Source organism: Leptotrichia sp. oral taxon 417 (assembly GCF_013394865.1).
GTDB lineage: Bacteria > Fusobacteriota > Fusobacteriia > Fusobacteriales > Leptotrichiaceae > Leptotrichia > Leptotrichia wadei_A.
Map to the genome: position 1 here is coordinate 2,181,230 of NZ_JABXYV010000001.1, position 23,586 is coordinate 2,204,815.

Here is a 23,586-nt window from a genome sequence, read left to right on the forward strand (position 1 = left end):
AAAAATGAAATTAGAAAATTATACTTTTGATGAGAAAGCAACAAAAATTTTAGAAAAATTAAATTCGAATGGGAATAAAGGGTATTTTGTTGGAGGCTGTTTACGAGATATTCTTTTAGGTAAAACTCCAAAAGATATCGACATTGCAACAAATATGGGATATAATGATATTAAAAAAATATTTTCTGATTATCCGACAAAGGAAGTTGGAAAAGCTTTTGGAATTTTGATAATTCATTATGAAGATGAAAATTTTGAGATTGCAAAATTTAGAACAGATATTGGGAGTGATGGGAGAAGACCAGATTCTGTTGAGTTTGTGAACGATATTGAAGATGATTTATTGCGAAGGGATTTTACATTTAATGCGATGGCATTTAATGAAAAGGATGGACTTATTGATATTTTTAACGGACAAGAAGATATTAAAAATAAGATTATTCGATTTGTTGGGAAACCGAAAAAACGGTTGCAAGAAGATGGACTTCGACTGATGAGAGCTTTTAGATTTATGAGTCAATTGGGATTTGATTTCGAGAAAAATACAGAAATTGCGATAAAAGAAAATATTCATGTGTTAGAAAAAATTTCTCAAGAACGAATTACAAATGAATTAAATAAATTAATTGTTGGAAAATATGCTGTTAAAAGTTTTGAAAAAATGAAAGAATTAAAGGTTCTCGATTATGTTTTACCTGAGTTAAAAGTGATTTATGATTTTGATCAGAATAATCCGTATCACAAATTTACACTTTGGGAACATAGCATGAATGTACTTGATGGCGTGAGTCCTGAATTAACAACACGTTGGAGTGCACTTCTTCACGATATTGGAAAACCTGAAGCAAAAACCGTTGATGAAAAAACTGGATATTTTCATTTTTACAAGCATGAAATTATTGGCGCTTCCATTGCAAAACGAATTATGTCTAGACTTGGTCAATCAAACAACATAAGAGATGATGTCTACACAATTGTAAAAAATCATATGAAATTACATAATAGCCAAAGTGAAAAAACAATAAAAACATTGATTAGCAACTACGGTGAATTAAATACTAAAAGATTAATTGATTTAGCAATTTCTGATGATGGTGGAAAAGGTCACGAAAATGACAGAAATGATAATTTGTGGAAAACTTTTTATCATATTGTGGAAAACATGAAAGTTCCTACGATAAATTCTTTAAATATCAACGGTTACGACTTAATGAAACTTGGAATTTATAATAAAGAAATTCAGAAAGTGAAAAAATATTTATTAAATGAACTTTTAGAAGGGAATATTGAAAATTCTAAAGAAGAATTGATTGAAAAAGTTAAGGAATATATTCTTAAAAATTAGTTTTTTAGAAAAATATCGAGGGATTTCTTTATCATTCTAGAAAGTGTAGAAATTTAAAGTGTAAAAATTTTTGCGTAAATAAAATAGCAAAGTACTGAATTTACTAGCTTCATCTATCCATTTACATAAAATTCTGTACACACTTTTATTATCTTTGAAATAAAAATTTGAGAGTGTAAATTTTTTGTATAATCATAGTAATAGTCCTTTAAATTGGCATATTTATCCACATAACTATACAAACTTTTAAACACTCCCTATTTTTATTTTATACAATTCAAATTATTTTCTTTTAACTTTCTTCTGAAAATTCATCCACTCAAACACATTTTCGAACGTTTTCCCTTTCAACTGAGCCTTTTCACTTCCACCTTTTCCAGCATTACTCGGTTCAAACCCAAAAGTTGTCTCATCTTTAGAATTTTTTATTTTATCTCGATTTTGTACACCTTCTACTTGATTATTCAAAAAATATATCCATGAGAAATGTCCTGGAAATCTAGAGTTTGGTTCATCTGTTCCAGTCACATTTTCATAATATGAATACCAAGCATTGTCAGCTCCAGCCTTCAATAAATCTCTATATGTTGGAAGCGAGAATTTCTGCGGTGTAACAATTCCATCATCTGCCGCTGCAATAAACCAAACTGGTGTTTTTTTCATTTTTTGAATTTTTTCTTTTGTTACCCATAATTTTTTAGTTTCCTCGAATTTTGAAGATGCACTATTTTCTCCACCTGCAGAAACTTCAATATCTTTTGCTTTGTAAGTTCCATCTGCATTTCTAGCATATTCATGGTAAGCATATGCCTCACAAATTGGTACAGCTGCTGCAAAATAGTCTGGATAAGTGATTATCATGTTTACTGTCATATATCCACCATTTGAATCTCCAGCAAGATAAATTCTTTCTGTATCAACAGATGGATTATGCTTCACATATTCTTTAATTGTATCCATCAAAATTTGCGTATATCGTGAAATTCCGCTTCCGTTACCATTTGTCCCATCGCCTTCGTCCATCCAATAAGTAGGCGATTGAACAGCCAATACAAAAGCTCCTTTTGTATCAGTTCCTTTCGTAGTAAAATATTTTTGAATTTTTTCTTTCGCAAGTGCCGAAGTTTCTGTACCCAAAATATCAATATCAGGATCTGTTCCACCTTCACCTTGTCCATGAAGCCAAATAATTAGCGGTTTTTTATCTCCTTTTTTCAAAATTTCTGGCTCATAAGCCGCCACTTCCAATTTCAAATTTTCCACTTTTTTCGTAATCGGATTTTTGTAATTTCCACTAAAAGAATTTCTATAATTAAACAATTCCGTATCAGTCGAAACTCGATTATTAATCACATCCTCCTTTTTATTAACTGCATAATTTTTCCCATCAACAGTAACTTTTCCATCAATTTCTACAACATATTCTTTCGCCCATTCATTAAAAAATTTCTTCATGTTATAAGAAAATGGAGAACCTTCATATTTCAAAGTTTTCTGATTAAATACATTTTCCAATTCAAGCGTAACAATCCCAGTATCAAAGGCTTTTTCTCCTTTATTATCCGAAACATACACATTAGTTACCTTTCTCTCAACTCCATTCGTCTTAACTTTCCAGTCATTTTTATCAAACCCTGTAATTCGATAATCATCCATTTTCATAATAATTTTACTCACAGTAGGCCCACTCTCAAAACCTTTTACAAAAATACTGATTTTTTTTATTCCGTTATAATTTTCTAATTTCACAGCCTTTTCACTAACCTTCCTATTATCAACTTTCTTTATATTTACTTTTCTCTTACTTTCACATGTTGAACTATTTCCAATTATCCCTATCGCTAATACAGAAAACAATGCAATCATTAATTTTTTTCTCATAATTAAATTCTCCTTCTTTTAATAAATTATTGTACAATAAAATTTTAAAAAAAAGCAGGAGCCAAAACTCCCGCCAAATTTATTATTTCTAAGTTCTACATCAATGATATACTGCAAAACTTAAACTATATTTTTATTTTGTTAAACTTCCTTTATTTAATTTTGGATTCTTTGAGAATACAAATGTTAATACAAATGCCAATCCAAAAGCAACTATAGAAGCCAGCCAGAATCCTAATTGATGAGCACCTTCAAATTTAATTGATAAGAATGCTAATGCGATTCCTCCAACTCCAATTCCATTTGCCAATACATTAAATCCTGTAGAAATAACTGCTGCTAATGCTGAAGCTGTTATTGCCGCATAGAATGGGTACATATATTTCAAGTTTGCTCCGAATAATGCTGGTTCTGTAATTCCAAAACAAGCTGATACAGTTGAAGATAATGAAACTGATTCTTGTTTTTTATCCTGTTTATAAATAAAGTATGTTGCAAAAACTGCACCTGACTGAGCCATATTTGACAAAGCAATCAATGGCCAAATAAATGTTCCGCCTGAAGCTGCCGCCAATTGTAAATCAACTGCTATAAATGTGTGATGTAGTGCTGCCCAATTTCTTTTGGACTTGCTTTTCCTTCATCTGCAAGGGAAAATCTCATTCTAGTTGCACAGTGAGTAACTGCCACAACATTTTCTTTTCCACCGATAAGTTCCAGCAACTTAACGGCATCATTATGATACTTGCTCACAAAAGATTCCTCCCATAATATAAATTATAATAAAATATTTTTTTATAACGTTATTTATTATAACTTATTTTTACACAAAGTCAACACTATTTTAGAAAAAACTATAACTTTAATTTTAAAATTAATAAATATTAATTTTATATTTATATTTATAATATAACTATTAGACTTGTTCGGAAACTTCTAAAATTTAATAAAACGAATATTCTGAAACAAGGGGTTTTGACCCCTTGTGGAAATAAAAAATTTAGGTTGTCGAACAGGTCTATTAACTTCTTTATACCAAAAAGTTATATTATTTCCAAATTTATTAAGAATTTTTTGGTAAATAAAAAACTGCAATATTATAAAATAAAGCAGTTCTTAAAGAGAGTTAAATTTTTAGTTCATTTCAAATTCAATATAAACAGTTTTTGAAATATTTAATTTTTTTGGAGAAATTACAATGTTTCTTCTTGATGATTCATCTAAAAGTTCTCTGTCTGACTTTTTTAAATCTTCTTCATCATAATCGGCACTCATGTTATAACTATAGTTATAATCCCTGTAAGGATGAATTACTCCATTTGATTTATCAGTTATTGTAACTGGGTTTTTTAAGTTTAAGTCTGTTTTTCCCAAAATAACTTGTGCTTTCTTCAAGGCTTCCTTGTAGGCATTTTCATAAAGTTCATTTTCCAATTGCTGTTTATTGTCAATATCATATTCAATGCTTCCATTTGTTCCAATACCAAGAGCATTTGCCACACTTATTATATTCCCAAGGTTTTTCAGATCTCTTGTTTCAACTTCAATGTCGTGTGAAACTACTTGAATATCTTTTCTCTTGCTTGTCCGTTTTTCAAGGCTGATTTCCTTGTTGTCATAACCTGAAATTTTTACTGTATTTGCAGGAATTCCAGCTCTTCCTAATTTTTGCTGAATATCGTTAAATTTTGCCATTGCATTTTGATATGCCTGCTTATTTGTTGCATTTTGTGATTCAATGGTAAAAATGTATGTACCGTTCTTACTTCGATTTAGAGAATAAATTTTTTCATTTGCAAGTACATTCATAAAGTTTTTCAATGTATCAAGCGAGATTCTATCAATTTCTACGGAAAGTTTAGTCTGATATTCTTTTTTCCCCTTATTTTCAATTACAGTATCCCAATTATAAGATTCATAAGTGGAATATCCTGTTGAATTAATCTTGCTGTACTTTGTCCCAGTCTGAGCAAGCAATCTTTTGTATCTTTCCAAAATTTGCGAATTTTCAGCACTCGCCTTATCTAAACTTTCATTTTCTGTCCGAATCGTAAGAGTAATTTTTGCTGAATTTGGTGCGATTTCTTTTTTTGAAACACCTCTAACCTGTATTCTTTTTCCAGTAATTTCACTATCTGAAAATGATAATACTGAAAAAACTATCATAAGTAATGCTATTATTCTTTTCATTTTAAAATTCCTTTCTCAATTTCAATCTTTACAAAAATTAAAATATTATATTTACTGGCTTTATAATTATTCACATATAAAACTGTACATTTTTATTTTTACTTTAAATTATTTCATCTCATACATAACCGATATATTCTGTGTCAATTTTAACGGTTTTGGAGTATAATCAACTCTAGATTTACCAGCTCTCATTGCTATAGGTACAGGCACTTCCACTGCCTGAGTTATAACTTTAGCATTTGAATATTCAAGTTCTGCCGTTGGTGCTGCATCGTAAGCCACATTCCAATCCTGATCAATCCTGTCAATCATCTTTTGCTGAAATTCCACATCTTCACTCACAATAATAGGTTCTCCCAGTTTCATCTTGCTCGAACGTAAGATGCTTTCTGCTTTCTGTTTTGTCTGATTATAAGCATCTTTATACATTTCTGACTCAATTCTGTCTTTATCTGACAAGTCAAAATTAATTGAGCCGTTTATGTTTATTCCGTTGTCATCGGCAATTGAAATTATTGTATTAAGTTCCTTTATATTTTTTGTTGTAAGCACAAATTCATCTGTAACATAGTAAACATCTTTTTTTGTGCCTTTATTTTCTGTATAGTTTTCTCTTATTGCATAATCACTCAAAATAATATCACTTTCAGGGATTCCAGCTGAAATTAGCTTTCTTCTGGAAGTATTAAGTTTGTTAAATACTTTATTTAAAGCCTGGTCAACTGTTGTTCCATTTTCATTTATATTAAATGCAAACGTATTTTCATCAAAATTTTTCTGAATACTTTGTAAATTATCTCCATCTTCCAAGTCAATTAATGCTGAAATCTTGTTAAAATCTGTATTTTTCACAAGCATCTCCATTTTCACATCATAGGAAGTCGGCTTTTTCTCAGCTTTTTTCACATTCTTGCCTGGAACTGTCTTTACATCCAAAATATCCTCATCATCTTCATATTCCGTCCCTTTTCTATTATAAAATGCAGTTGTTTCCAGATTTTCCAGTGATATTCTTCTAGCTTTCAAATCATTCTTAAATTTCTCAACTTTTTTATTTACCTCATTTGTTGCCTGATTTAAGTTTTTCCCCTTCACTTCAACTTTGAAATCAATTTTTGCTAAATCTGGCATAATTTCCCTTTCTGCATTTCCCGTAACACTAATTTTTCTCACAAGATTTTCATTCGCTCCAAATGAAAATACACTTAACAGAGAAAATAGCGCAATTGCTACTTTTTTCATTTTTCCCTCCATAATTTCACTTGATTATTTATTTTCCAAATTTTTATTTTCTAAATTAAGTATAACACGATAAAGTTAAAAGTAAATGAGAAATTTTATTTTTATTTTAAGATTTTTTAGAAAAAATAATATATATCATTTTTTCAATATTTATGGTATTATATAAAATAAAGAATTATAAATAAAAATAACGAGGTGAAAAATGGCCACACAATATAAATTTAGCTATGCTAAAACTTTTAAAACTGTTATTGTAGTGATTTGTCTAGTTACACTAGCAATATTTGGAAAAGATGTTTTTGAACGTCATTTTTTTAACACTAGACTTACTGTTATTCCTGATGTTACGGGGCTTGACAAGAAAGAAGCGATAAAATACTTGAAGGAAGCTGGATTAAAAGTCAAGGTTATTAATTCCAAAACAGAAAAGGTGCCGCTAGATACGGTGTATAATCAGGATCCACGATCTGGAAAGGAAGTAAAAGTAAACAGAGTTGTAAGAATCTGGGTTAATAATGGGGAAGATGTAAAAGTCCCTAATATTATTGGATTGGAACTGCTTGAGGCAAGATCTCGGCTAAAAGGGTTAAATATTCAAATTGAAACAATTGATTATTATCCATCTAACCAAAAATACAACACTATTTTGGGAGTTTATCCAAAACCAGGTACAAAACTGGAAATTAACCAGAAAATATCAATACTTGTTTCTTCACAGCAAATGATAGATCCATCAGTTATGCCAAATATAACAGGACTTGATTTAAATGATGCAAGAGAAGTGTTAAAGCAAATTGGACTTGAAATTAGCTCCATATCTCAAACAAATGATCCAACATTGCCGGTAAATACAATTATTTCTACAAATCCTGCAGCTGGAACGAAAATACAGCGTGGACAGAAAGTATCTGTTGTAATAAATAATGGAGCGAGTGCAAAAAAACGTGCTAGATCAAATGAAGAAATTATTAATCGTTCTCGAGATAATATAAATGAAAAAGAAATTGAAAAAACTATTGATGATACAATAAATCAAATAGACAATAATCCTCAACAAAATGACAAGCAGCAAAGTAATGGTAATACAACACCTGCTTCTCCGACTAATAATTCAAATAGCGGTGGAAATTCCAATGAACCAAATACTGGCGGTGGAGACGATGATGAGTAGAAATATAAAAATTAGATTTGCTATCTAAGTTATAAATTAAATATAGAAAAATAAAGAAAGGAGACGGGAGTTATTTTAAGGCTTTATTAAACTTGGTTCAATAACTATGTAATTTAATTATCAAGGGGTCAAGGCCCCTTGTTACTATATAGTTATTCTATAAACTGCAGATTTTAAAATTTCTCCCAAATATTTTTATAAAAGGAAAAGTTATTAGAAAAATAAAGGGATTTTACTATGTTCTAGATGAAAATTCCAAAAATTTAAGTGAAGAAAATATTTATGAATGTAAATTACGTGGAACGCTAAAAGTGAAAAATAACAAAATGAATTGTATAATCGGTGATATGGTAGAATTTGATGAAAAAGAAAAAGTTATTGAAAAAATTGAGAAAAGGAAAAACTTTTTATATCGCCCGCTTATTGCAAATATTGATTTTATTGGTATTTTATTTGCAATAAAAAGTCCAGACTTTGATTTTACAAATTTTCAGAAAATGCTTTTGAATGCAAATTCTCAAAATATTCCAGTTGTGCTAATCTTATCTAAAATTGACTTGGCTTCACAAGAAGAGCTGGAAGATTTTTTTAATAAATTCAAAAAAATTTTTAAAGAGGCAATTTCCATTTTTCCAATTTCTACCGAAACAAAAACTGGACTTTCAGAATTAAAGCAATACATAAATGAAAAATCCGTCGTAGTTTCAGGACCATCTGGAGCTGGAAAATCAACGCTTATTAACACTTTAATTGGAGAAGAAATATTAACTACAAATGATGTCAGCGGAAAAACTGGAAAAGGACGGCACACAACGATAGAGAGCCGATTTTTTATGACAGCTCCCCACTCTTATCTAATAGATACGCCTGGATTTTCAACACTGGACTTTCCAAAACTGGAAAATAAAAAGGAATTGGAAAAATTATTTCCAGAATTTCTGGAATTTATTCCTAACTGTAAATTCCGTGACTGTATTCACGTAAATGAGCCAAATTGCGCAATAAAGGAAAATGTGGAAAATGGAAATATTTCAAGGGAACGATACGATTTTTACCTGTATTCGCTAGAAAATATAAAATTTTTAAAGTATACTTAAATAATTTTCATTTGAATAAATATTACTAAAGAAAAGAGTTGATTTTTATGGATAAAAAGGTTATAATATCGCCTTCTCTGCTTGCTGCGGATTTCAGTAAATTAAGGGAAGAAATCGCAGAAGTGGAAAAATTTGGAGCAGAATATCTGCATTTGGATGTTATGGATGGGAACTTTGTGCCGAATATCAGTTATGGAGCTCCTGTTATTTCATCTTTAAGAAAGCATAGCAATCTTGTATTTGATGTTCATTTAATGGTAAATGAGCCTGATTATTTGATAAAAGATTTTGCACAGTTTTCTGATATTATCACAGTTCATGCTGAAGCTGTAAAACATCTGAACAGAACAATTCAGCTGATAAAATCTTTTGGGAAAAAAGTAGGAGTTGCACTAAATCCTTCTACTCCGCTAGATATTTTAAAATATGAATTAAAAAATATTGACATGGTGCTAATTATGACTGTAAATCCTGGCTTTGGCGGTCAAAAATTTATTCCTGAAATGGTTCAGAAAATAAAGGACTTGCGAGAAATTGATAAAAATATTGACATTGAAGTGGATGGCGGAATAAACAATGAAACTGCAAAACTTGTGAAGGAAGCTGGAGCAAATATTTTAGTTGCAGGTTCATATATTTTTAGCGGAAATTACAAGGAAAAAATTGAATCTTTAAAATAAAGAAAAAAAACACAAAAAATTAAGAAAGGGGAAAATCAAAATGTATGAGAAAATTGAAAATCTATTAGACAACTTTTATAAAACATACTATAAAATTGAAGAAATTAACTTAAATCAGGTAATAAAGTGCTTGACAACATCGGAACTGCATATCATTGAAGCAATTGGAGAAAATGAAATTACAATGAATGAACTTTCTGATAAATTGGGCATTACAATGGGAACAGCTTCTGTTGCTGTAAACAAATTAACTGAAAAGCAATTTCTAGAACGTTCTCGGTCGAATACTGACAGACGTAAAGTTTTTGTTAAACTGACTCAAAAGGGAGAGGTTGCCTTAAATTATCATGGTAATTTCCATTCGACTATCTTAGAAAAAATAACAGAGGATATTCCAAAGGAAAAATTAGATACATTTGTTGAAGTTTTTGAAACAATTATGAGAAATCTTAATAAAGTCAAAAAGGACATCCAGCCTGAATCAATCTTGAATTTTGAAAAGGGCGATTTAGTTCAAGTATCTTCAATCAAGGGAAGCACAGCCATTAGAAAATATTTGAACGAAAAAGGCGTTGTAATAAAATCGCTAATCAAAATTTTAAATATTGATAAATATTTAATAAACATGATTGTTGATGGAGATGAAAAGGTACTAAATGTTGAGGATGCTGAAAATATCATGGTTAGAAAAAATGCACTTTAAAAAATAACTGAAAAAATATAAAAATAAAAAAGGAGGAAAATATGCTCTATTTAGATGGAATTGGAATTTCATTTCTTGTAAAGGAAATAAAGGAAAAAATATTACGATATAAATTGACAAAAATTTTTCAATATGACAGAGTGTCATTTTCACTCTTTTTTGGAAAAAATAACCTGCTTTTTCAAGTAAAGGATAATTCAACTATTTTTTATTTAAAAGATGAAAAAGATCCAAATACTGACTTCCAGTCAAAATTTCTGCTTTCATTAAAAAAGCACCTGCAAAATTCTATTTTAATTAATATTAGACAGGAAGACTTTGACAGGATTGTATATTTTGACTTTGAAAAGTTAAATCAATTTGGAGATGTGGAAAAGTATACGTTAATTATTGAAATTATGGGAAAGGCAAGTAATATTTTCCTAACTTGTAAAGATAAAATTCTGTCTGCACTTTTTTTTACTTCGATTGATGTTGGAAACCGTGTTATTATGACTGGAGCAAAATACACATTGCCTTTTGAGGAAAAAAAGATTTCGCCAATTTATTTGGAAAAGGAAAATTTTCCATTTGAAACAGAAACTTTTTTGGAAAAGATTGAAGGTGCTGGGCGTGCTTTTGCGGTACAGTGTTCACAAGATTACGATGTTTTTGAAAAGTATTTGTCTAGTTACAAACCTGTAATGTATGAAATATTAAATCGTGGAAAAATTCAGAAAGTGCTGACTTATAATGAGTTTTCAGAATTTAGTCAGAAGGAAAATACTAATCCAGAAAATAAAAATAACAGAAAATATTTTGAAACTTTGAATGAAGGCTTAAATGCTTATTTTAAAACAACAATTACTTCCAATGTCATTAGTGAAAAAAAGAAAAGTTTGTTAAAATATGTTGATTCGCAAATAAAAAAATTCAAAAAAATAGAAAAAAATATAAAAGTTGACTTGAAAAAAAATGAAAATTTTGAAAATTATAAAAATATCGGAGATATTTTGGCGGCAAATATGCACCAGATAAAATATGGAATGAAAAAAGTTACAGTTTTTGATTTTTATAATAATCAGGAAATTACGATAAATCTTGATCCGCTTTTATCTCCAAATGATAATTTAAATTTTTATTATAATAAGTATAATAAAGGAAAACGTACTATTTCAGCCTTAAATATAAGATTTTCCGACATTCAGGATGAAATAAAATATTTTGAAGAAATAAAAATGTTCATTGAAAAGGAAAATGATTTTATTGGGATTGAAGAAATTGAAAATGAACTGAATTTATCAGATAATGGAAATAAAATAAAAAATAAAATTAAATTGAATAAAACAAAAAAACGTGAATTATTGTCATTTGACTATAAAGGTTTTCAAATCTTTGTTGGAAGAAATAATAAAGAGAATGAGGAAATATCCTTTTCTAAAGGGCAGCCAAACGATATATGGATGCATATAAAAGATATTCCTGGAAGCCATGTTCTTATTTTACGAAATAATCAAGAACTTCCTGAAGATGCTTTAATTTATGCCGCAAATCTCGCTTGTGAATATTCTAAAGCAAAAAAAGGCGATAAAGTTACAGTTGATTACTGTGAAAGAAAATTTGTCAAGAAAATAAAGAATAGTAAGCCTGGAAATGTGACTTATACTAATTTTCATTCATTATTAGTTAATGTTACAGAAAAATCTCTTTAAAAAATATTTTCTAAAATTAGATTATTATGTATCTTTCCTTTTAATCAAAAAAATGTTTTTACTGCTTATTGACAAATGCCAAAAACTGTTGTAAAATTAAAGTAATGATATTTAAGGAGGACTAATAATGGCAAGTAAAACAGTTACTATGACAAATCCTACAGGATTACATACAAGACCAGGTGGAGTATTTGTTGCTAAAGCAAAAGAATTTGAAAGTAAAGTAGAAGTTGAAAATGAAGGGAAAAAAGTAAACGGAAAATCTTTATTGAAATTATTATCAATTGGAATTAAAAACGGTTCAGAAGTTACAGTTCACGCTGAAGGGCCTGATGCTGAACAAGCAGTTGAAGTATTAGGAGAATTGTTAGCAACTATTAGAGACTAATAAATTCATTTAAAATTACGCCAAGAAATCTATGTTTTTAAAAATTTCTTTTTTAGACATTTGATGAATGGCGTTTTTTTATTTAAAAAAATAATAAAAATAAGACTGCATGCAGCAGAATTAAAAGATCTGATAAAAAAAATAAGGAAATAGCTGAAATTTTACACTATTTCCTTTTATAGTAAAACTTATTAAAAATAGAACTCAAAAACTATAATTATTTTACTCAAGCCCTAAATTTATTAGGATTTCTTATTTATTTAATTTATCGTATCTTTTTGCCAATTGCAATGCTCTGTCTTTTGTTATTGATAATCTATCACTAGCGGCAAGTTCCCCAGCCATTCTTGGTCCATCTTCTGCCTCATATTTATCGTACGCCTTCTGAACTTTAGTTTCTCTATCCTTTTTCCATTTTTGCTGTTCAGCTTTAAATTTTACTTTTTCCTTTGCTGGCAGTTTTTTTAGAATCAAATCATAGACTTTATTCATTTCTTTTTCCCATTCAGTATCCAAATCTAGTGAAGCATTTATCATATCAGCTCTTACTCCACTATCCCATCCAGCCTGTGCTTTTTCTTCTAAAGTTTTCATTCTTTTTGTCAATTCATTTTCATATTTCCCTGCAAATGCAACAGCTCCTAAAAGTAATAATCCTGCTATTAATAATTTTCTCATTTTTTATCAACTCCTATTTTTTGTATTTTGCGTTAAAAACAATACTTTTTTAATAATTATTACCTGCTCTTTCTGTTTAAATTTATCATTTCTTAATCACAACTTATTTATACAGTTTATAATAATCACGGTATAATTTATACATTTCAGGATTATCTTCAGGGAACTCTTTCAAATGTTCAGGATCATCAATTTTATCATGATTTTCTCGTACAATACTAATTATTCTTTTCGTTTTTCTATTCAAAATTACTGGATCTTTTAATTTTGTATCGTATCCAATACAGATATATTCATCACAAAGCACATTTTTTTCCTTAACTGCATTTGTAATTCGTGGCGGCTCATTTTCATCTCCAGTATCAGAAGCGTAATCCCAGAACTGATACTTCCCATTTTTCAATTTTTTGATTTCTATTGAAGTATCATCTGCTGATATCTCTCTTTTCAGCAATATTTCCTCATGCAGTTTTCCATCGCTTGTGAAAGGCAAATCATAACCTTTGTAACTAAATTCTTCTTCTGAAAACCCAATGACTCCCATCAATAGCAATAATGCCATAATAATTTTTTTCATTTTCATTCCCTCCGCTTTCTATTTTTTCTTCTTTGTTTATTTTTTCACTAATAATATATCATAATTTTATTAAAGAAAAATGAGAGTTTTTATTTTACTTATTATTTTTCTAGTCTGCTTTTACTGTTTCATAAACTTTATTTTTATCTCTTATTTCATATACATCCTTTTCATGATTATATTTCATACCAAAACTTTCATAATCAGCATCAGCTAAAATTTTACCTTTAAAATAAACGTTTTTTCTTCCTTTTGCATATTCAGTATCGCCATATGCACTAAACTGATGGCTTTCTGCTTTTTCAAGTTTTCTAAATGCACCTTCATCTGTGTCTAAGTAATAAACTACATTATACTTATTTATATATTTGTCATTATATGTCGACAAATTATATGGATCAACCTTAGGAGCATCTTTTATTTTTACAAGTTTATGATTTTTTACAAAATACATACTGTCCTTATCGTGATACAAGTTAGTTTTGATTGCTAACTGTGAAAGATTTTCAATATCCACTTCCTTACCGTCTATCGGAGCTATACTTCCGTCTTTCTCAACAATGTAAAATCCATTTTTATCTTCTATAAGAAAATTGTCAACTAATCTGCTTATTTTCTTAAATGTTTTTACATCTATACCTTTTAATTTCTTATTTTCATAATAGACATTGTTTTTATCTTTTGAATAATATCCATTTACTACAGATCCAAAATCATATGTTAATTCAAATGTGTTTTTATCTGCTCCTTCTATTTTTTTATTTCCATAGTAAACATTATTTTTATCCTTTATATAAGGAAGTTCTATTATCTTAATGGTGTCTCTATCAACACCCAATATTTTCTTACCCCCCAAATAAATATTATTTTTATCTTTTGAAAAACCATCACTTCCTATTTGGAATGTAGGTAAATCTGCTCCTATTATTTTTCTATTTGAATAATAAATATTGTTTTTATCTTTTGAATACAATTGATTTATCACTTCATACGTCTGAGGATCATACGGTAATTTTTCCAGTACCAAATTATCACTATCTCCATCAATATTGTAAATTCCATTTTTATCTTTTAGATATCGACGCGCACTCCCGCTAATATTTATAATTTGAAAAGTAATCGGATCTATTCCTTCTAATTTTTTCCACCCTCTATTTTCCCAGACATAAACTCCATTTTTATCTTTTGCATATACAGCATCTATTTCCTGAAATGTTGCTTTATCTATTTTCGGATTACTTCCTGCATAACTTATATTTACTGATAAAATCATAATTACAAATATTTTAAAAACTTTATTTTTCATAACTAATGTTTCTCCTTCATTATTTTTTTAATCTGTAAATATTATTTATTATTTAATAAATCATATCTTTTTGCCAATTCTAAAGTTCTTTTCTCTATTCCACTTGCCCAGGCATTTCCTCCTAGAGTTCCTGATATTGTTCCACCTTCTGACTCTTCAGTGCTTTTTTCAACATCTTCCTTAACTTTTTTTATCCATTCTTCCTGCTCTTTTTGCAATTTTGCCTTTTCATTTTCTGATAATTTTGATAATAACAATTCATAAACCTTTTTCATTTCTGCTTCCCATGAATCTCCTAATTTTTGAATTGCATTATTCATGTCTGCTGTCACTCCAGAATCCAAAGCTGGCTGAATTTCCTTTTTTACTGCTTCCATTCTTTCCAATATTTGAGTTTCATAACTGCTTTCTGATTTTATGCTGCTTGAAGAAACTGCCGTTGTTTTATTAACTTCTTGCTTTATTTCCGTTTCTTTCGTTTCCTTTTTTTCATCTTTTCCAGATTTTGAACATGCGACAACTCCCATTAATAGTACTGTTAATGTAAAAAATAGTTTTTTCATAAGTTTTTCTCCATTTTTTTATTATTCAATTTTTCATTAATTATTATATCGTAAATTTATTAAAGAAAAATGAGAGTCACAAACAACAACATCTATTGCTATACAATTATTTTTTGTTCTTTTTTTGCCTATTTCTCTCTTCTTGTTAAATGCACGAATTTTACCATTCAGGATAAATAACTCTCATATCTTCAGGATCTATGAATACTGCCTTTTTCAATTCCACATCATATCCAATGCAGATAGTTTCATCACAAATAGAATTTTTTTTCACTGTTGCTTTTTCAACAGATGCTTCACTGTCAGGCTCCTCAGAAGAACGTACGATTTCATACTCTCCATTTCCTGTTTTTCTTATTTCTAACTCTGTATCTTCCGAAACTATGCTTCTATTTAACAGTTTTTCTTCATGTAATTTTCCATCTGTATTAAATTTTAAATCAAGTCCTGCCGCTCCATAACTTATTGCTCCTATTAGCAGTATTGCCATTAATAGCATTTTTTTCATACAAATCTTCCTCCCTGTTTATTTTATTAATATTATACCATATAATTTTTTAAAAAAAATACAATTATAACAATTTTAGTTTAAATGTCATATTCTTATGATTTATTCATCAATCCTTGTATTCCTTGCCTTAAATATGCTTATCCATTTTTTAATTATTTAAATTTTAGTTGATTTTTGAAGTAACATAAATTGAAATGATTGATTTGTCTTGAATTTTTTGGCAAGGGGATTAGAATCCCCTTGTTAATAATAAAATTAATTTTAAATTTATAAATTTAAACTGCTGAATTGATTTATTGCTATTTTTTGAATAAAAAACTGCATTACTTGACTAAAAGACAAGAAGTATTTCTTCCATTTTGTGTAAGCATCATACGATTTCCCTTTATATGAATTTTGACATTTTCATCGCTATATTTTTCTCCATTTGAAGATACAACCCTATCCAGCTGCCATTTTTTATATGTTTTCATATCCAAAAGTTGAACTATTTCATCTGTAATATAATTTACAGTATATATTTTTTTATTGCAGTTAAATTTTTTAAATACAAGTTCCCTGCGTTTATCATTTATAACAGGATTTTTTCTTTTAACAGCTCCATTTAAAACACATCCTATTAATAATATCCCAAATAACATTATTGTTAATTTTTTTGATATTTTCATAAAAATTCCCGCTTTCCCTTTTTTATTTCCAATAAAGTTCAAAACATTAAACATTATGAACTCTTACTCCATATCTGAAATATTTTCTCCAGTATGGACTCTTTAATGATGACATTACAACTCCTTTTGAAGAAGAAGCATTAATAAATAGTGTATTACCAACATAAACTGCTGTATGATTTGTTCTATTTCCAGGCTTAAAGAAAACAATATCTCCCGATCTCAAGTTTTTGGCTGAGACTCTCGTCCCTTGCTTTACTTGCTGTGTTGAAACTCTCGGAAGCTCCTTATTGAAAACTTCACGATAGACTCTACGTGTCAATGCTGAACAATCTATACCCTTTCTAGAATCTCCTCCTAATACATATCTTGTCCCACGCCACTTGCTATAGGAAGTTAAAAGTTTTTTTTCTACAGCCGCTCTTTTTCTTTCTTGAGTTGATCCCGAAGTCATCGCCTTTCTATGTCTTTGTCTTAATTCTGCCATTTTTGTCTCAACAAGATCACTTTTATTTTTTGCAGAAACTCCATAAATTCCGCTATTTCCACTACTATGAACTTTTTTTACGTTTAAAGGCTTATGAGAAGTTTTAGATTTTACAGTTTTTTTCCCCTTCGATGTTTTTGCATGAAGATTTGTTCCTACAAAAGTTGATAACATACATATCGCAGTCAAAAATTTATTTTTTTTCATATATTTTTTTATTCCTTTCAAAATTAGTTTTTATAATATTTTTATTACATTAATTTTATCATTTTAGTGAATTACTCCAGCACTCACATTTATAACTTTTCTTCAATATTCTATACAAAAATTGTATCATAGATATATCCTTTTTTCAATTTTTTTACAAAAAAAGTACACTAAATAAATTTAAAAATTACATTAATTAACTTACTAGACTATAAAAAGGGAGTCAAAACTCCCCTTATTAAATAAATTTGCCTAACTATAATTCAAAATTTTTATTTATTAACTTTTTCAAATATCAAAGTTTTTCCCTTATCTGTTGTCAAAATCAAAGTTTTTTGATCAGATAATTTAACTTTTTTAGAATTTCCTAAAAGTTCCAAAAATTCCCTTTCAACTTTCATAAGATTTTCAGGGCCTGCCATTCTTGTTGAACCAAGAGGACCAATTTTAATATTATTATCAGTTATTTCACAATTTCCAAAATAATTGTTTATTCCTGAATTTCCATTTATTCTGTTTTCACTAAATGAAATGGTAATGCCCTCTTCGCTTTCTGAAATTAATTTACTGACATCTTTTCCATCCATGTTCAAAAGTTTCCAGCTTGTATCTTGCAACTGTTTATTCAATGCCAAGACTTTAAAAATCCAGATTTCCTTTTTATTCTTGCTCAAAGTTAAAGTGCTGGCATTATAGCTGATTTTTGGAGAAGATTGTAAAATATCAAAGAAATTTTGTTCAATGCTCATTAATTCTTCTGGACCTGCCATCAAAGTTGTAGCCACGCCAGCTGATAAAGTCGAGTTATTTTTAATTTTATAATTTCCAAAATAATTATTTATCCCAGAAAATCCATTAATTTTGTCACCTGAAAAATTAATTGTAACTTTACCACCCTTCGGAATTTCAACATTTTTTCCATTTCGATTAATTTGTACCAATTCCCACGAAGTTTCATTTAAGTTATAGATTTTTTTTCTTTTAGAATATGCACTTAAAACAAAGCAATTTAACAAAAAGACTGTAAAAATTCCAATTAAAATAGACATTTTTTTCATTTTAAATACCTCTTTCCTAATTTTTCTTAATTTTATTTCCTTCTTAACTAAAGAATAACATATATTTGTTAAAGAAAAATGAGAAAACGGAAATCTTTACTTTTTATTTTCTCTACCAAGCTGAATTTATTAAAACTTCTTCTCCGTATCCACCATTCATTTTTTGAGGATTTGTAGAATTGTAAGCTCTTTGAACTCTTATTCCACGAATTCCTAATTCTCTTGCAGCTAAAATATCATCGTCGCTGTCACCGTAGTGAATTGAAACATTGTGTTTTTTCATATAATATGATTTATCATATTTGTAGCCACCTGTCGGAGTATCAGCTGTGTATTCTACATAAACTTCTTCTGGCAAATCAAAGTATCTTTGCAATGTTTTTGATAATTTTGTTGAAGTATAGTTTTTATCTTTTGAATGTTTTGTTCTTCCTGTAATGAAAAATATGTGATCTCCTCTTTCCAAATGCATCTTAATTAAATCTTTTGCAGATTGTTTTGGAATTGAGTGTTCATCTCCGTTTTCAGCAACATAATCCCAAAATTTTTGATTATACAAATAACTTGCAGCTCCTCTTTTATCTCCTGAAATTTGGAAATGATATTGCCCGTAATTAAAGTAACCGCTTGAATGCACCAATGTATCATCAATATCAAAACTTACATTAATAGGCCCTTTCCCTTCTAAACTTTTCTTAATGTCATCAACAGATACAAAATGAACAGCCTTCTGAACTTTATCTGTAGAATAAAATCCTTCGTGAGTATAAGGAACTTTTGGTCCTGCAGCAAATATTACAGATGCAGCAAATAAAAATAATAATGCCTTTTTCATAACATTTCCTCCTATATATTTTTTTAATTTTTTTACTATCTTATAGGCTCACAGCCTATAAATTCTCCCTTTGTCGTATAAGTACACAAATTTCCCGCTTTTTCTCTTCCATCACCTTTAGGAATCTTAAAATAAGAGCAACTAGATGATAGTACTGCTAAAGCTAATGTTAGAAGCATTGTTACCTTTTTCATAGGAAAATCCTCCTCTAAAATAATTTTCATTTAAAATTTTAAAAATTAAATGTAAAAAAAAGATGCTTTCCCGAAAGAAAACATCCCTTAATTTTATATATCAAATACGATAGATTTAACTCTTGTCATGCTTTCTATACTGTATTTTATCCCTTGAACTCCTGCTCCTGAACCTTTAATTCCTAAGAATGGGAAGCTGTCAGGCCCTCTTTGAGTCTTGTTATTTATATGTACTGTTCCTACTTCCAATTTTTCAGCAATTTCAAATGCTAATGGGAAATTTTTTGTAAATACTGCTGATTGAAGTCCATATTCTGATTTATTTGCAATTTCTACTGCTTCATCTACAGATTTTACTCTGATAATTGGCAATACTGGTCCAAATGGTTCTTCCCAGGCGATTCTCATATCAGTTGTTACGTTGTCAAAAACTACTGGCCAGATTAGATTTTTTTCTCTTTTTACTGTTGTTAATGCTTTTGCACCTTTTTCTTGTGCATCTTTTATTAATCCTTCGATAAAGTCTGCTGATGGAGTATCAATTACTGTTGTAATGTCAGCATTGTCAAAAGGATCTCCAACAGTTAATTTTTCAACTTTTTCTTTTATCAAGTTTGCTAATTTATCTGCAACTGAATCCATTACAAGTACTCTTTTAATGGCAGTACATCTTTGTCCAGAATAGCTAAATGCTCCTGCTACGATATTTTTAGCGGCATTTTCCAAATCAGCATCTTCTAGCACGATTCCAGCATCTTTTCCACCTAATTCAAGCATAATTGGACGCATTCCAGCAAGTTTTCCGATTTTTTCCCCAATTGGTGTACTTCCTGTAAAGTTTATAAAGTTTACTTCTTTGTGTTCAATCAAATAATCTCCGATTTCAGAACCTTTTCCAGTTACAGAGTTAAATACTCCTGCTGGAATTCCAGCTTCTGCGAATACTTGTGTTAATAACAGTCCACTTATTGATCCTTGTGTAGGCGGTTTGAAAATTACTACATTTCCTCCGATTAAAGCCGGTGCAATTTTAGATGCTGACAGATTTACTGGGTAGTTAAAAGGTGCGATTGCAAGTACAACTCCAACTGGCTCTCTTTTTACAACTCCATATTTTCTCTTGCTTCCAGCTTCAAATCCACCACCATTTACAAATTCTCCAGTAATTCTAAGCCCTTCTTCAGCGGCGTATCTAATTAAATCAGCAGTTCTCACAACTTCTGAAATAGCGGCTTTAATTCCTTTGGCTACTTCCTTTGCCAAGTTTTCCCCAATTTTATCCTTGTCTCTTTCAAGAATATCAGCAGCCTTATTCAAATATGCGGCTCTTTCTACGGCTGACAATGCTCTCCAAGCAGGCAAAGCCTTTCTGGCAGATTCCATAGCATAATCAACATCTTCTCTTGACATAGCTGGAACTGTTCCAAGTTCTTCCCCATTTATTGGTGAATAAATAGTTATTGTATTTTTAGAGTCTTTCCACTCTCCATTTACTAAATTTTGATAATTCATCAAAATACCTCCTTATTTTACATATCTTTTATTTTACTATACACTTTATTTTATCATATATTTTACATAATTAATATAGTTTTTTTCATATATTTTATATTTTGCCGCTTATTACATCTGATTTACAGTTCCAAAAACATAAGTTTACTGTTATAATTCTAAAAAATCTTTTTTAAACACTCTTTTAATTTCAGACTTTTTCCGTTCCAGCCTTTCTGGCAGCTCATTTATCCAAACTAGCGGATCTTTAGGATTTACAAGCCTTTTTATATTATCCCGCTTTTTCTCTTCATCAAACCAGATAAGTTTCGTAATCGCCCCAGCCCCAATTCCAATAATTGTCTTATTTTCCTCAATCATTTCAATATTGTAAATCGATTCACATCCATTTAATGAATATCCAAGATTTTCTCCCCATTGAAAGCTGTTTTTCTGGCGATACATATAATATGGAAAAAGTCCTTTATTTTTAGTAACATTTCCAATTTTTTCATAAATTTTCCCATAATCCAGCACATCTTTATGGGCATAATTCTCCTTATTAAGGCGGCTTGCATTTTTTATTGCCAAATTATGAATTGTCAGATTTTCCATATCATACTTTGAAATTTCATCCATCGTATACAGAATATCTTCTGTAGTTTCACGTGGCAGTCCCAAAATCAAATCCATATTTATTTCCAATCCAAGATTTTTAGCAATTTTGTAAACGTTGTCAAACTGTTCCCTGTTATGGTAGCGATTTACGAGTTTTAGTGTCTTTTCATTAAAAGACTGGGGATTTATGCTGATTTTATTTACTCCATAACTTTTAATAATAGTCAATTTCTCCTCATCTAAGGTATCAATTCTTCCAGCTTCAAATGTAAATTCCTTTAAATAACCCAAATTGTAATTTTCCTTTACTGTTTTTAAAAGTTTGTCAATTTCTTTTGCCGTTAAAATCGAAGGCGTTCCTCCGCCAATGTAAATCGTGTTAATTTTTAAATCCAGTTCCTGTGTTAATTGCCCAATTTCACGGATTTCATGATAAATTGAGCCTATATATTCATCATATCTTTCAGCATATTTTCCACGTAGCAGGTAGGCTGGAAATGAGCAGTATGAACATTTTGTAGGACAAAAGGCAATACCGATATAAATTCCTATTGTTTCCTTGTCTAAATATGGTTCTTGACGTTTTACAATGTCTAGCAGAAGTTTCCGCTTTTCATCACTTACAAAATATATTTTTTCCAATATTTCATCAATTTCTTCATAAGACAATCCCATTTTTAAAAATCGCCCAATAATCTTTGTAGGACGCACACCTATTAAGATTCCCCATTTATATTTATTTTTTTTATCAAATAATTCCATTAATGAGGCCTTTGCCATAACTTCCGCCTGATCAAAATATTCATCATTTATCTTCTTATGTGAAAATGTCACTTTTTTTAAGATTTTGCCACTATTTTTGTCAATCAATGCTGTATTTACAGTAATTAATTTAGCATTTTCATTTTCATTATTTTCTAGTTTTCCACAATCTTTTGAAAAGTTTTCCACATTTTTACCCTTTTCAAAATTTACATTAATTTCTACATTATTTTCACTGTTTTCAGAAATAACACCATAATTTTCAGGCAGAAGTACACGCACAAATTCCTCAAGTTTATTCTGATTAATCTCAATATTTGCTCTTATCATCTATTTTATAACTCCTACAAAATAAAGTGCCAGTACAATTATTCCAAGAATGATCCGATAATATCCAAATACCTTGAAATCATGCTTTTTAATATAGCTCATAAAGACTTTAATAACGGCATAGGCAAATATAAATGAAAGCATAAAACCTAATGCAATTAAAAACCATTCATATCCGCTTAATGCTGTTCCCAGTTTTACCAGCTTCAAAAGTGTCGCTCCAAGCATTGTCGGAATTGCAAGAAAAAATGAAAATTCTGTCGCTAAAATCCTATTTAATCCAAGCAAAACTCCTCCAATAATAGTGGCAGCGGATCTTGAAGTACCTGGAATCATCGCAAGGCATTGAAATAGCCCCACTCCAATTGCAGTTTTTATAGGCATTTGAGTAATTGAAGTAATTTTACCTTCCTTTTTTTCGCCAGATTCCAGCCAAATAAGTATAACTCCGTAAATAATCAGCGTTATTGCCACAACTACTGAATTAAACAGCACTTTATCAATAACATCATCGAACAAAAGTCCTAAAACAACTGCTGGAAGCACTGCAATCACTATTTTTATCCACATTTGAACAATATCCATCCGCTGACTTTGGCTAAGCCCTTTTGCAAACGGAAAAATTCTTTTCCAGTAATACACAACTACCGACAAAATTGCCCCTAGCTGTATAATTATCTTAAACGCATTTGCAAATTCCTCATTTTTCGATAATTGCAAAAATTGATCCACAATGATCATATGTCCTGTGCTGCTGACAGGTATAAACTCTGTAAGCCCTTCCACAAGGCTTAAAATAAATACTTTAATAATGTCTATGAACATAATAATTTCCTTTCCTCTTTATTTATACTAAATCCCATTTGAATTTGAAAAAGTTTTATCTATTTCTGGCAAGAATTGAGACTCC

Annotated in this window: 25 protein-coding genes; 7 read left to right on the forward strand and 18 right to left on the reverse strand. The window is 29.5% G+C overall.

Annotation, left to right across the window (positions count from 1 at the left end):
* The first annotated feature begins 4 nt into the window (after window positions 1–4).
* On the forward strand, window positions 5–1,345 hold the full coding sequence (locus HW276_RS10050) for a CCA tRNA nucleotidyltransferase (protein ID WP_178938336.1): 1,341 nt from the start codon (window positions 5–7) through the stop codon (window positions 1,343–1,345).
* Window positions 1,346–1,627: 282 nt separating this feature from the next.
* Here HW276_RS10050 and HW276_RS10055 read toward each other — a convergent pair whose 3' ends face one another.
* The 5 genes from HW276_RS10055 to HW276_RS10075 all read right to left on the reverse strand — a co-directional run bounded on the left by HW276_RS10055 (window position 1,628) and on the right by HW276_RS10075 (window position 6,661).
* Complete coding sequence (locus HW276_RS10055; RefSeq protein WP_178938337.1) at window positions 1,628–3,226, reverse strand: prolyl oligopeptidase family serine peptidase; 1,599 nt, start codon at window positions 3,224–3,226, stop codon at window positions 1,628–1,630.
* Between the two features lie 133 nt (window positions 3,227–3,359).
* Entirely contained in the window at window positions 3,360–3,800 is a 441-nt protein-coding gene (locus HW276_RS10060; protein ID WP_218975009.1) for a PTS transporter subunit EIIC, read from the reverse strand.
* A 14-nt stretch (window positions 3,801–3,814) separates the two neighbouring features.
* Complete coding sequence (locus tag HW276_RS10065) at window positions 3,815–3,979, reverse strand: PTS transporter subunit EIIB (protein ID WP_178938338.1); 165 nt, start codon at window positions 3,977–3,979, stop codon at window positions 3,815–3,817.
* Window positions 3,980–4,360: 381 nt separating this feature from the next.
* Window positions 4,361–5,416, reverse strand: a complete 1,056-nt coding sequence (locus HW276_RS10070; protein ID WP_178938339.1) for an SIMPL domain-containing protein — start codon at window positions 5,414–5,416, stop codon at window positions 4,361–4,363.
* 108 nt (window positions 5,417–5,524) lie between these two features.
* Window positions 5,525–6,661 (reverse strand): SIMPL domain-containing protein, encoded by a 1,137-nt coding sequence (locus HW276_RS10075; RefSeq protein WP_178938340.1) that lies wholly within the window; start codon window positions 6,659–6,661, stop codon window positions 5,525–5,527.
* A gap of 202 nt (window positions 6,662–6,863) precedes the next feature.
* Here HW276_RS10075 and HW276_RS10080 point away from each other — a divergent pair, with 202 nt between their 5' ends.
* The 6 genes from HW276_RS10080 (at window position 6,864) to HW276_RS10105 (ending at window position 12,391) form a co-directional block, all read left to right on the forward strand.
* A complete protein-coding gene (locus HW276_RS10080; protein WP_178938341.1) occupies window positions 6,864–7,832 on the forward strand; it encodes a PASTA domain-containing protein in 969 nt (322 codons plus the stop codon).
* A gap of 221 nt (window positions 7,833–8,053) precedes the next feature.
* Complete coding sequence (gene rsgA, locus HW276_RS10085) at window positions 8,054–8,929, forward strand: ribosome small subunit-dependent GTPase A (protein WP_370464650.1); 876 nt, start codon at window positions 8,054–8,056, stop codon at window positions 8,927–8,929.
* A gap of 47 nt (window positions 8,930–8,976) precedes the next feature.
* The gene (gene rpe / locus HW276_RS10090; RefSeq protein ID WP_147004313.1) at window positions 8,977–9,609 is read left to right on the forward strand and encodes a ribulose-phosphate 3-epimerase; all 633 of its coding nucleotides are present in this window, start codon (window positions 8,977–8,979) and stop codon (window positions 9,607–9,609) included.
* A gap of 40 nt (window positions 9,610–9,649) precedes the next feature.
* Window positions 9,650–10,312: a MarR family transcriptional regulator gene (locus tag HW276_RS10095; protein ID WP_147004314.1), complete on the forward strand. Its 663-nt coding sequence runs from the start codon at window positions 9,650–9,652 to the stop codon at window positions 10,310–10,312.
* Between the two features lie 41 nt (window positions 10,313–10,353).
* The gene (locus HW276_RS10100) at window positions 10,354–12,003 is read left to right on the forward strand and encodes an NFACT family protein (protein ID WP_178938342.1); all 1,650 of its coding nucleotides are present in this window, start codon (window positions 10,354–10,356) and stop codon (window positions 12,001–12,003) included.
* A gap of 127 nt (window positions 12,004–12,130) precedes the next feature.
* Window positions 12,131–12,391: an HPr family phosphocarrier protein gene (locus tag HW276_RS10105; protein ID WP_018450418.1), complete on the forward strand. Its 261-nt coding sequence runs from the start codon at window positions 12,131–12,133 to the stop codon at window positions 12,389–12,391.
* Between the two features lie 252 nt (window positions 12,392–12,643).
* On the opposite strand, the gene HW276_RS10110 is transcribed toward HW276_RS10105, so the two are convergent.
* From HW276_RS10110 to HW276_RS10170, 13 genes are all read right to left on the reverse strand, one after another.
* The gene (locus HW276_RS10110; protein ID WP_178938343.1) at window positions 12,644–13,069 is read right to left on the reverse strand and encodes a lysozyme inhibitor LprI family protein; all 426 of its coding nucleotides are present in this window, start codon (window positions 13,067–13,069) and stop codon (window positions 12,644–12,646) included.
* A gap of 103 nt (window positions 13,070–13,172) precedes the next feature.
* Window positions 13,173–13,646: a hypothetical protein gene (locus HW276_RS10115; protein ID WP_018499320.1), complete on the reverse strand. Its 474-nt coding sequence runs from the start codon at window positions 13,644–13,646 to the stop codon at window positions 13,173–13,175.
* A gap of 109 nt (window positions 13,647–13,755) precedes the next feature.
* On the reverse strand, window positions 13,756–14,952 hold the full coding sequence (locus HW276_RS10120; RefSeq protein WP_178938344.1) for a DKNYY domain-containing protein: 1,197 nt from the start codon (window positions 14,950–14,952) through the stop codon (window positions 13,756–13,758).
* Window positions 14,953–14,993: 41 nt separating this feature from the next.
* Window positions 14,994–15,515, reverse strand: a complete 522-nt coding sequence (locus tag HW276_RS10125) for a lysozyme inhibitor LprI family protein (protein ID WP_178938345.1) — start codon at window positions 15,513–15,515, stop codon at window positions 14,994–14,996.
* Between the two features lie 160 nt (window positions 15,516–15,675).
* A complete protein-coding gene (locus HW276_RS10130) occupies window positions 15,676–16,023 on the reverse strand; it encodes a hypothetical protein (protein ID WP_147004321.1) in 348 nt (115 codons plus the stop codon).
* Window positions 16,024–16,349: 326 nt separating this feature from the next.
* Entirely contained in the window at window positions 16,350–16,694 is a 345-nt protein-coding gene (locus HW276_RS10135) for an MliC family protein (RefSeq protein ID WP_178938346.1), read from the reverse strand.
* Window positions 16,695–16,740: 46 nt separating this feature from the next.
* On the reverse strand, window positions 16,741–17,388 hold the full coding sequence (locus tag HW276_RS10140) for a C40 family peptidase (protein WP_178938347.1): 648 nt from the start codon (window positions 17,386–17,388) through the stop codon (window positions 16,741–16,743).
* Window positions 17,389–17,660: 272 nt separating this feature from the next.
* Window positions 17,661–18,446, reverse strand: coding sequence for an META domain-containing protein (locus tag HW276_RS10145; RefSeq protein ID WP_178938348.1), 786 nt, complete (start codon window positions 18,444–18,446; stop codon window positions 17,661–17,663).
* A 112-nt stretch (window positions 18,447–18,558) separates the two neighbouring features.
* Window positions 18,559–19,281, reverse strand: a complete 723-nt coding sequence (aphA, locus tag HW276_RS10150) for an acid phosphatase AphA (protein WP_178938349.1) — start codon at window positions 19,279–19,281, stop codon at window positions 18,559–18,561.
* Window positions 19,282–19,316: 35 nt separating this feature from the next.
* The gene (locus tag HW276_RS10155; protein WP_178938350.1) at window positions 19,317–19,475 is read right to left on the reverse strand and encodes a hypothetical protein; all 159 of its coding nucleotides are present in this window, start codon (window positions 19,473–19,475) and stop codon (window positions 19,317–19,319) included.
* Window positions 19,476–19,568: 93 nt separating this feature from the next.
* A complete protein-coding gene (locus HW276_RS10160) occupies window positions 19,569–20,987 on the reverse strand; it encodes an NADP-dependent glyceraldehyde-3-phosphate dehydrogenase (protein ID WP_218975010.1) in 1,419 nt (472 codons plus the stop codon).
* 150 nt (window positions 20,988–21,137) lie between these two features.
* The gene (locus HW276_RS10165) at window positions 21,138–22,676 is read right to left on the reverse strand and encodes a coproporphyrinogen III oxidase (protein ID WP_178938352.1); all 1,539 of its coding nucleotides are present in this window, start codon (window positions 22,674–22,676) and stop codon (window positions 21,138–21,140) included.
* Window positions 22,677–23,501, reverse strand: coding sequence for an undecaprenyl-diphosphate phosphatase (locus HW276_RS10170; RefSeq protein ID WP_178938353.1), 825 nt, complete (start codon window positions 23,499–23,501; stop codon window positions 22,677–22,679).
* Between the last annotated feature and the right edge of the window lie 85 nt (window positions 23,502–23,586).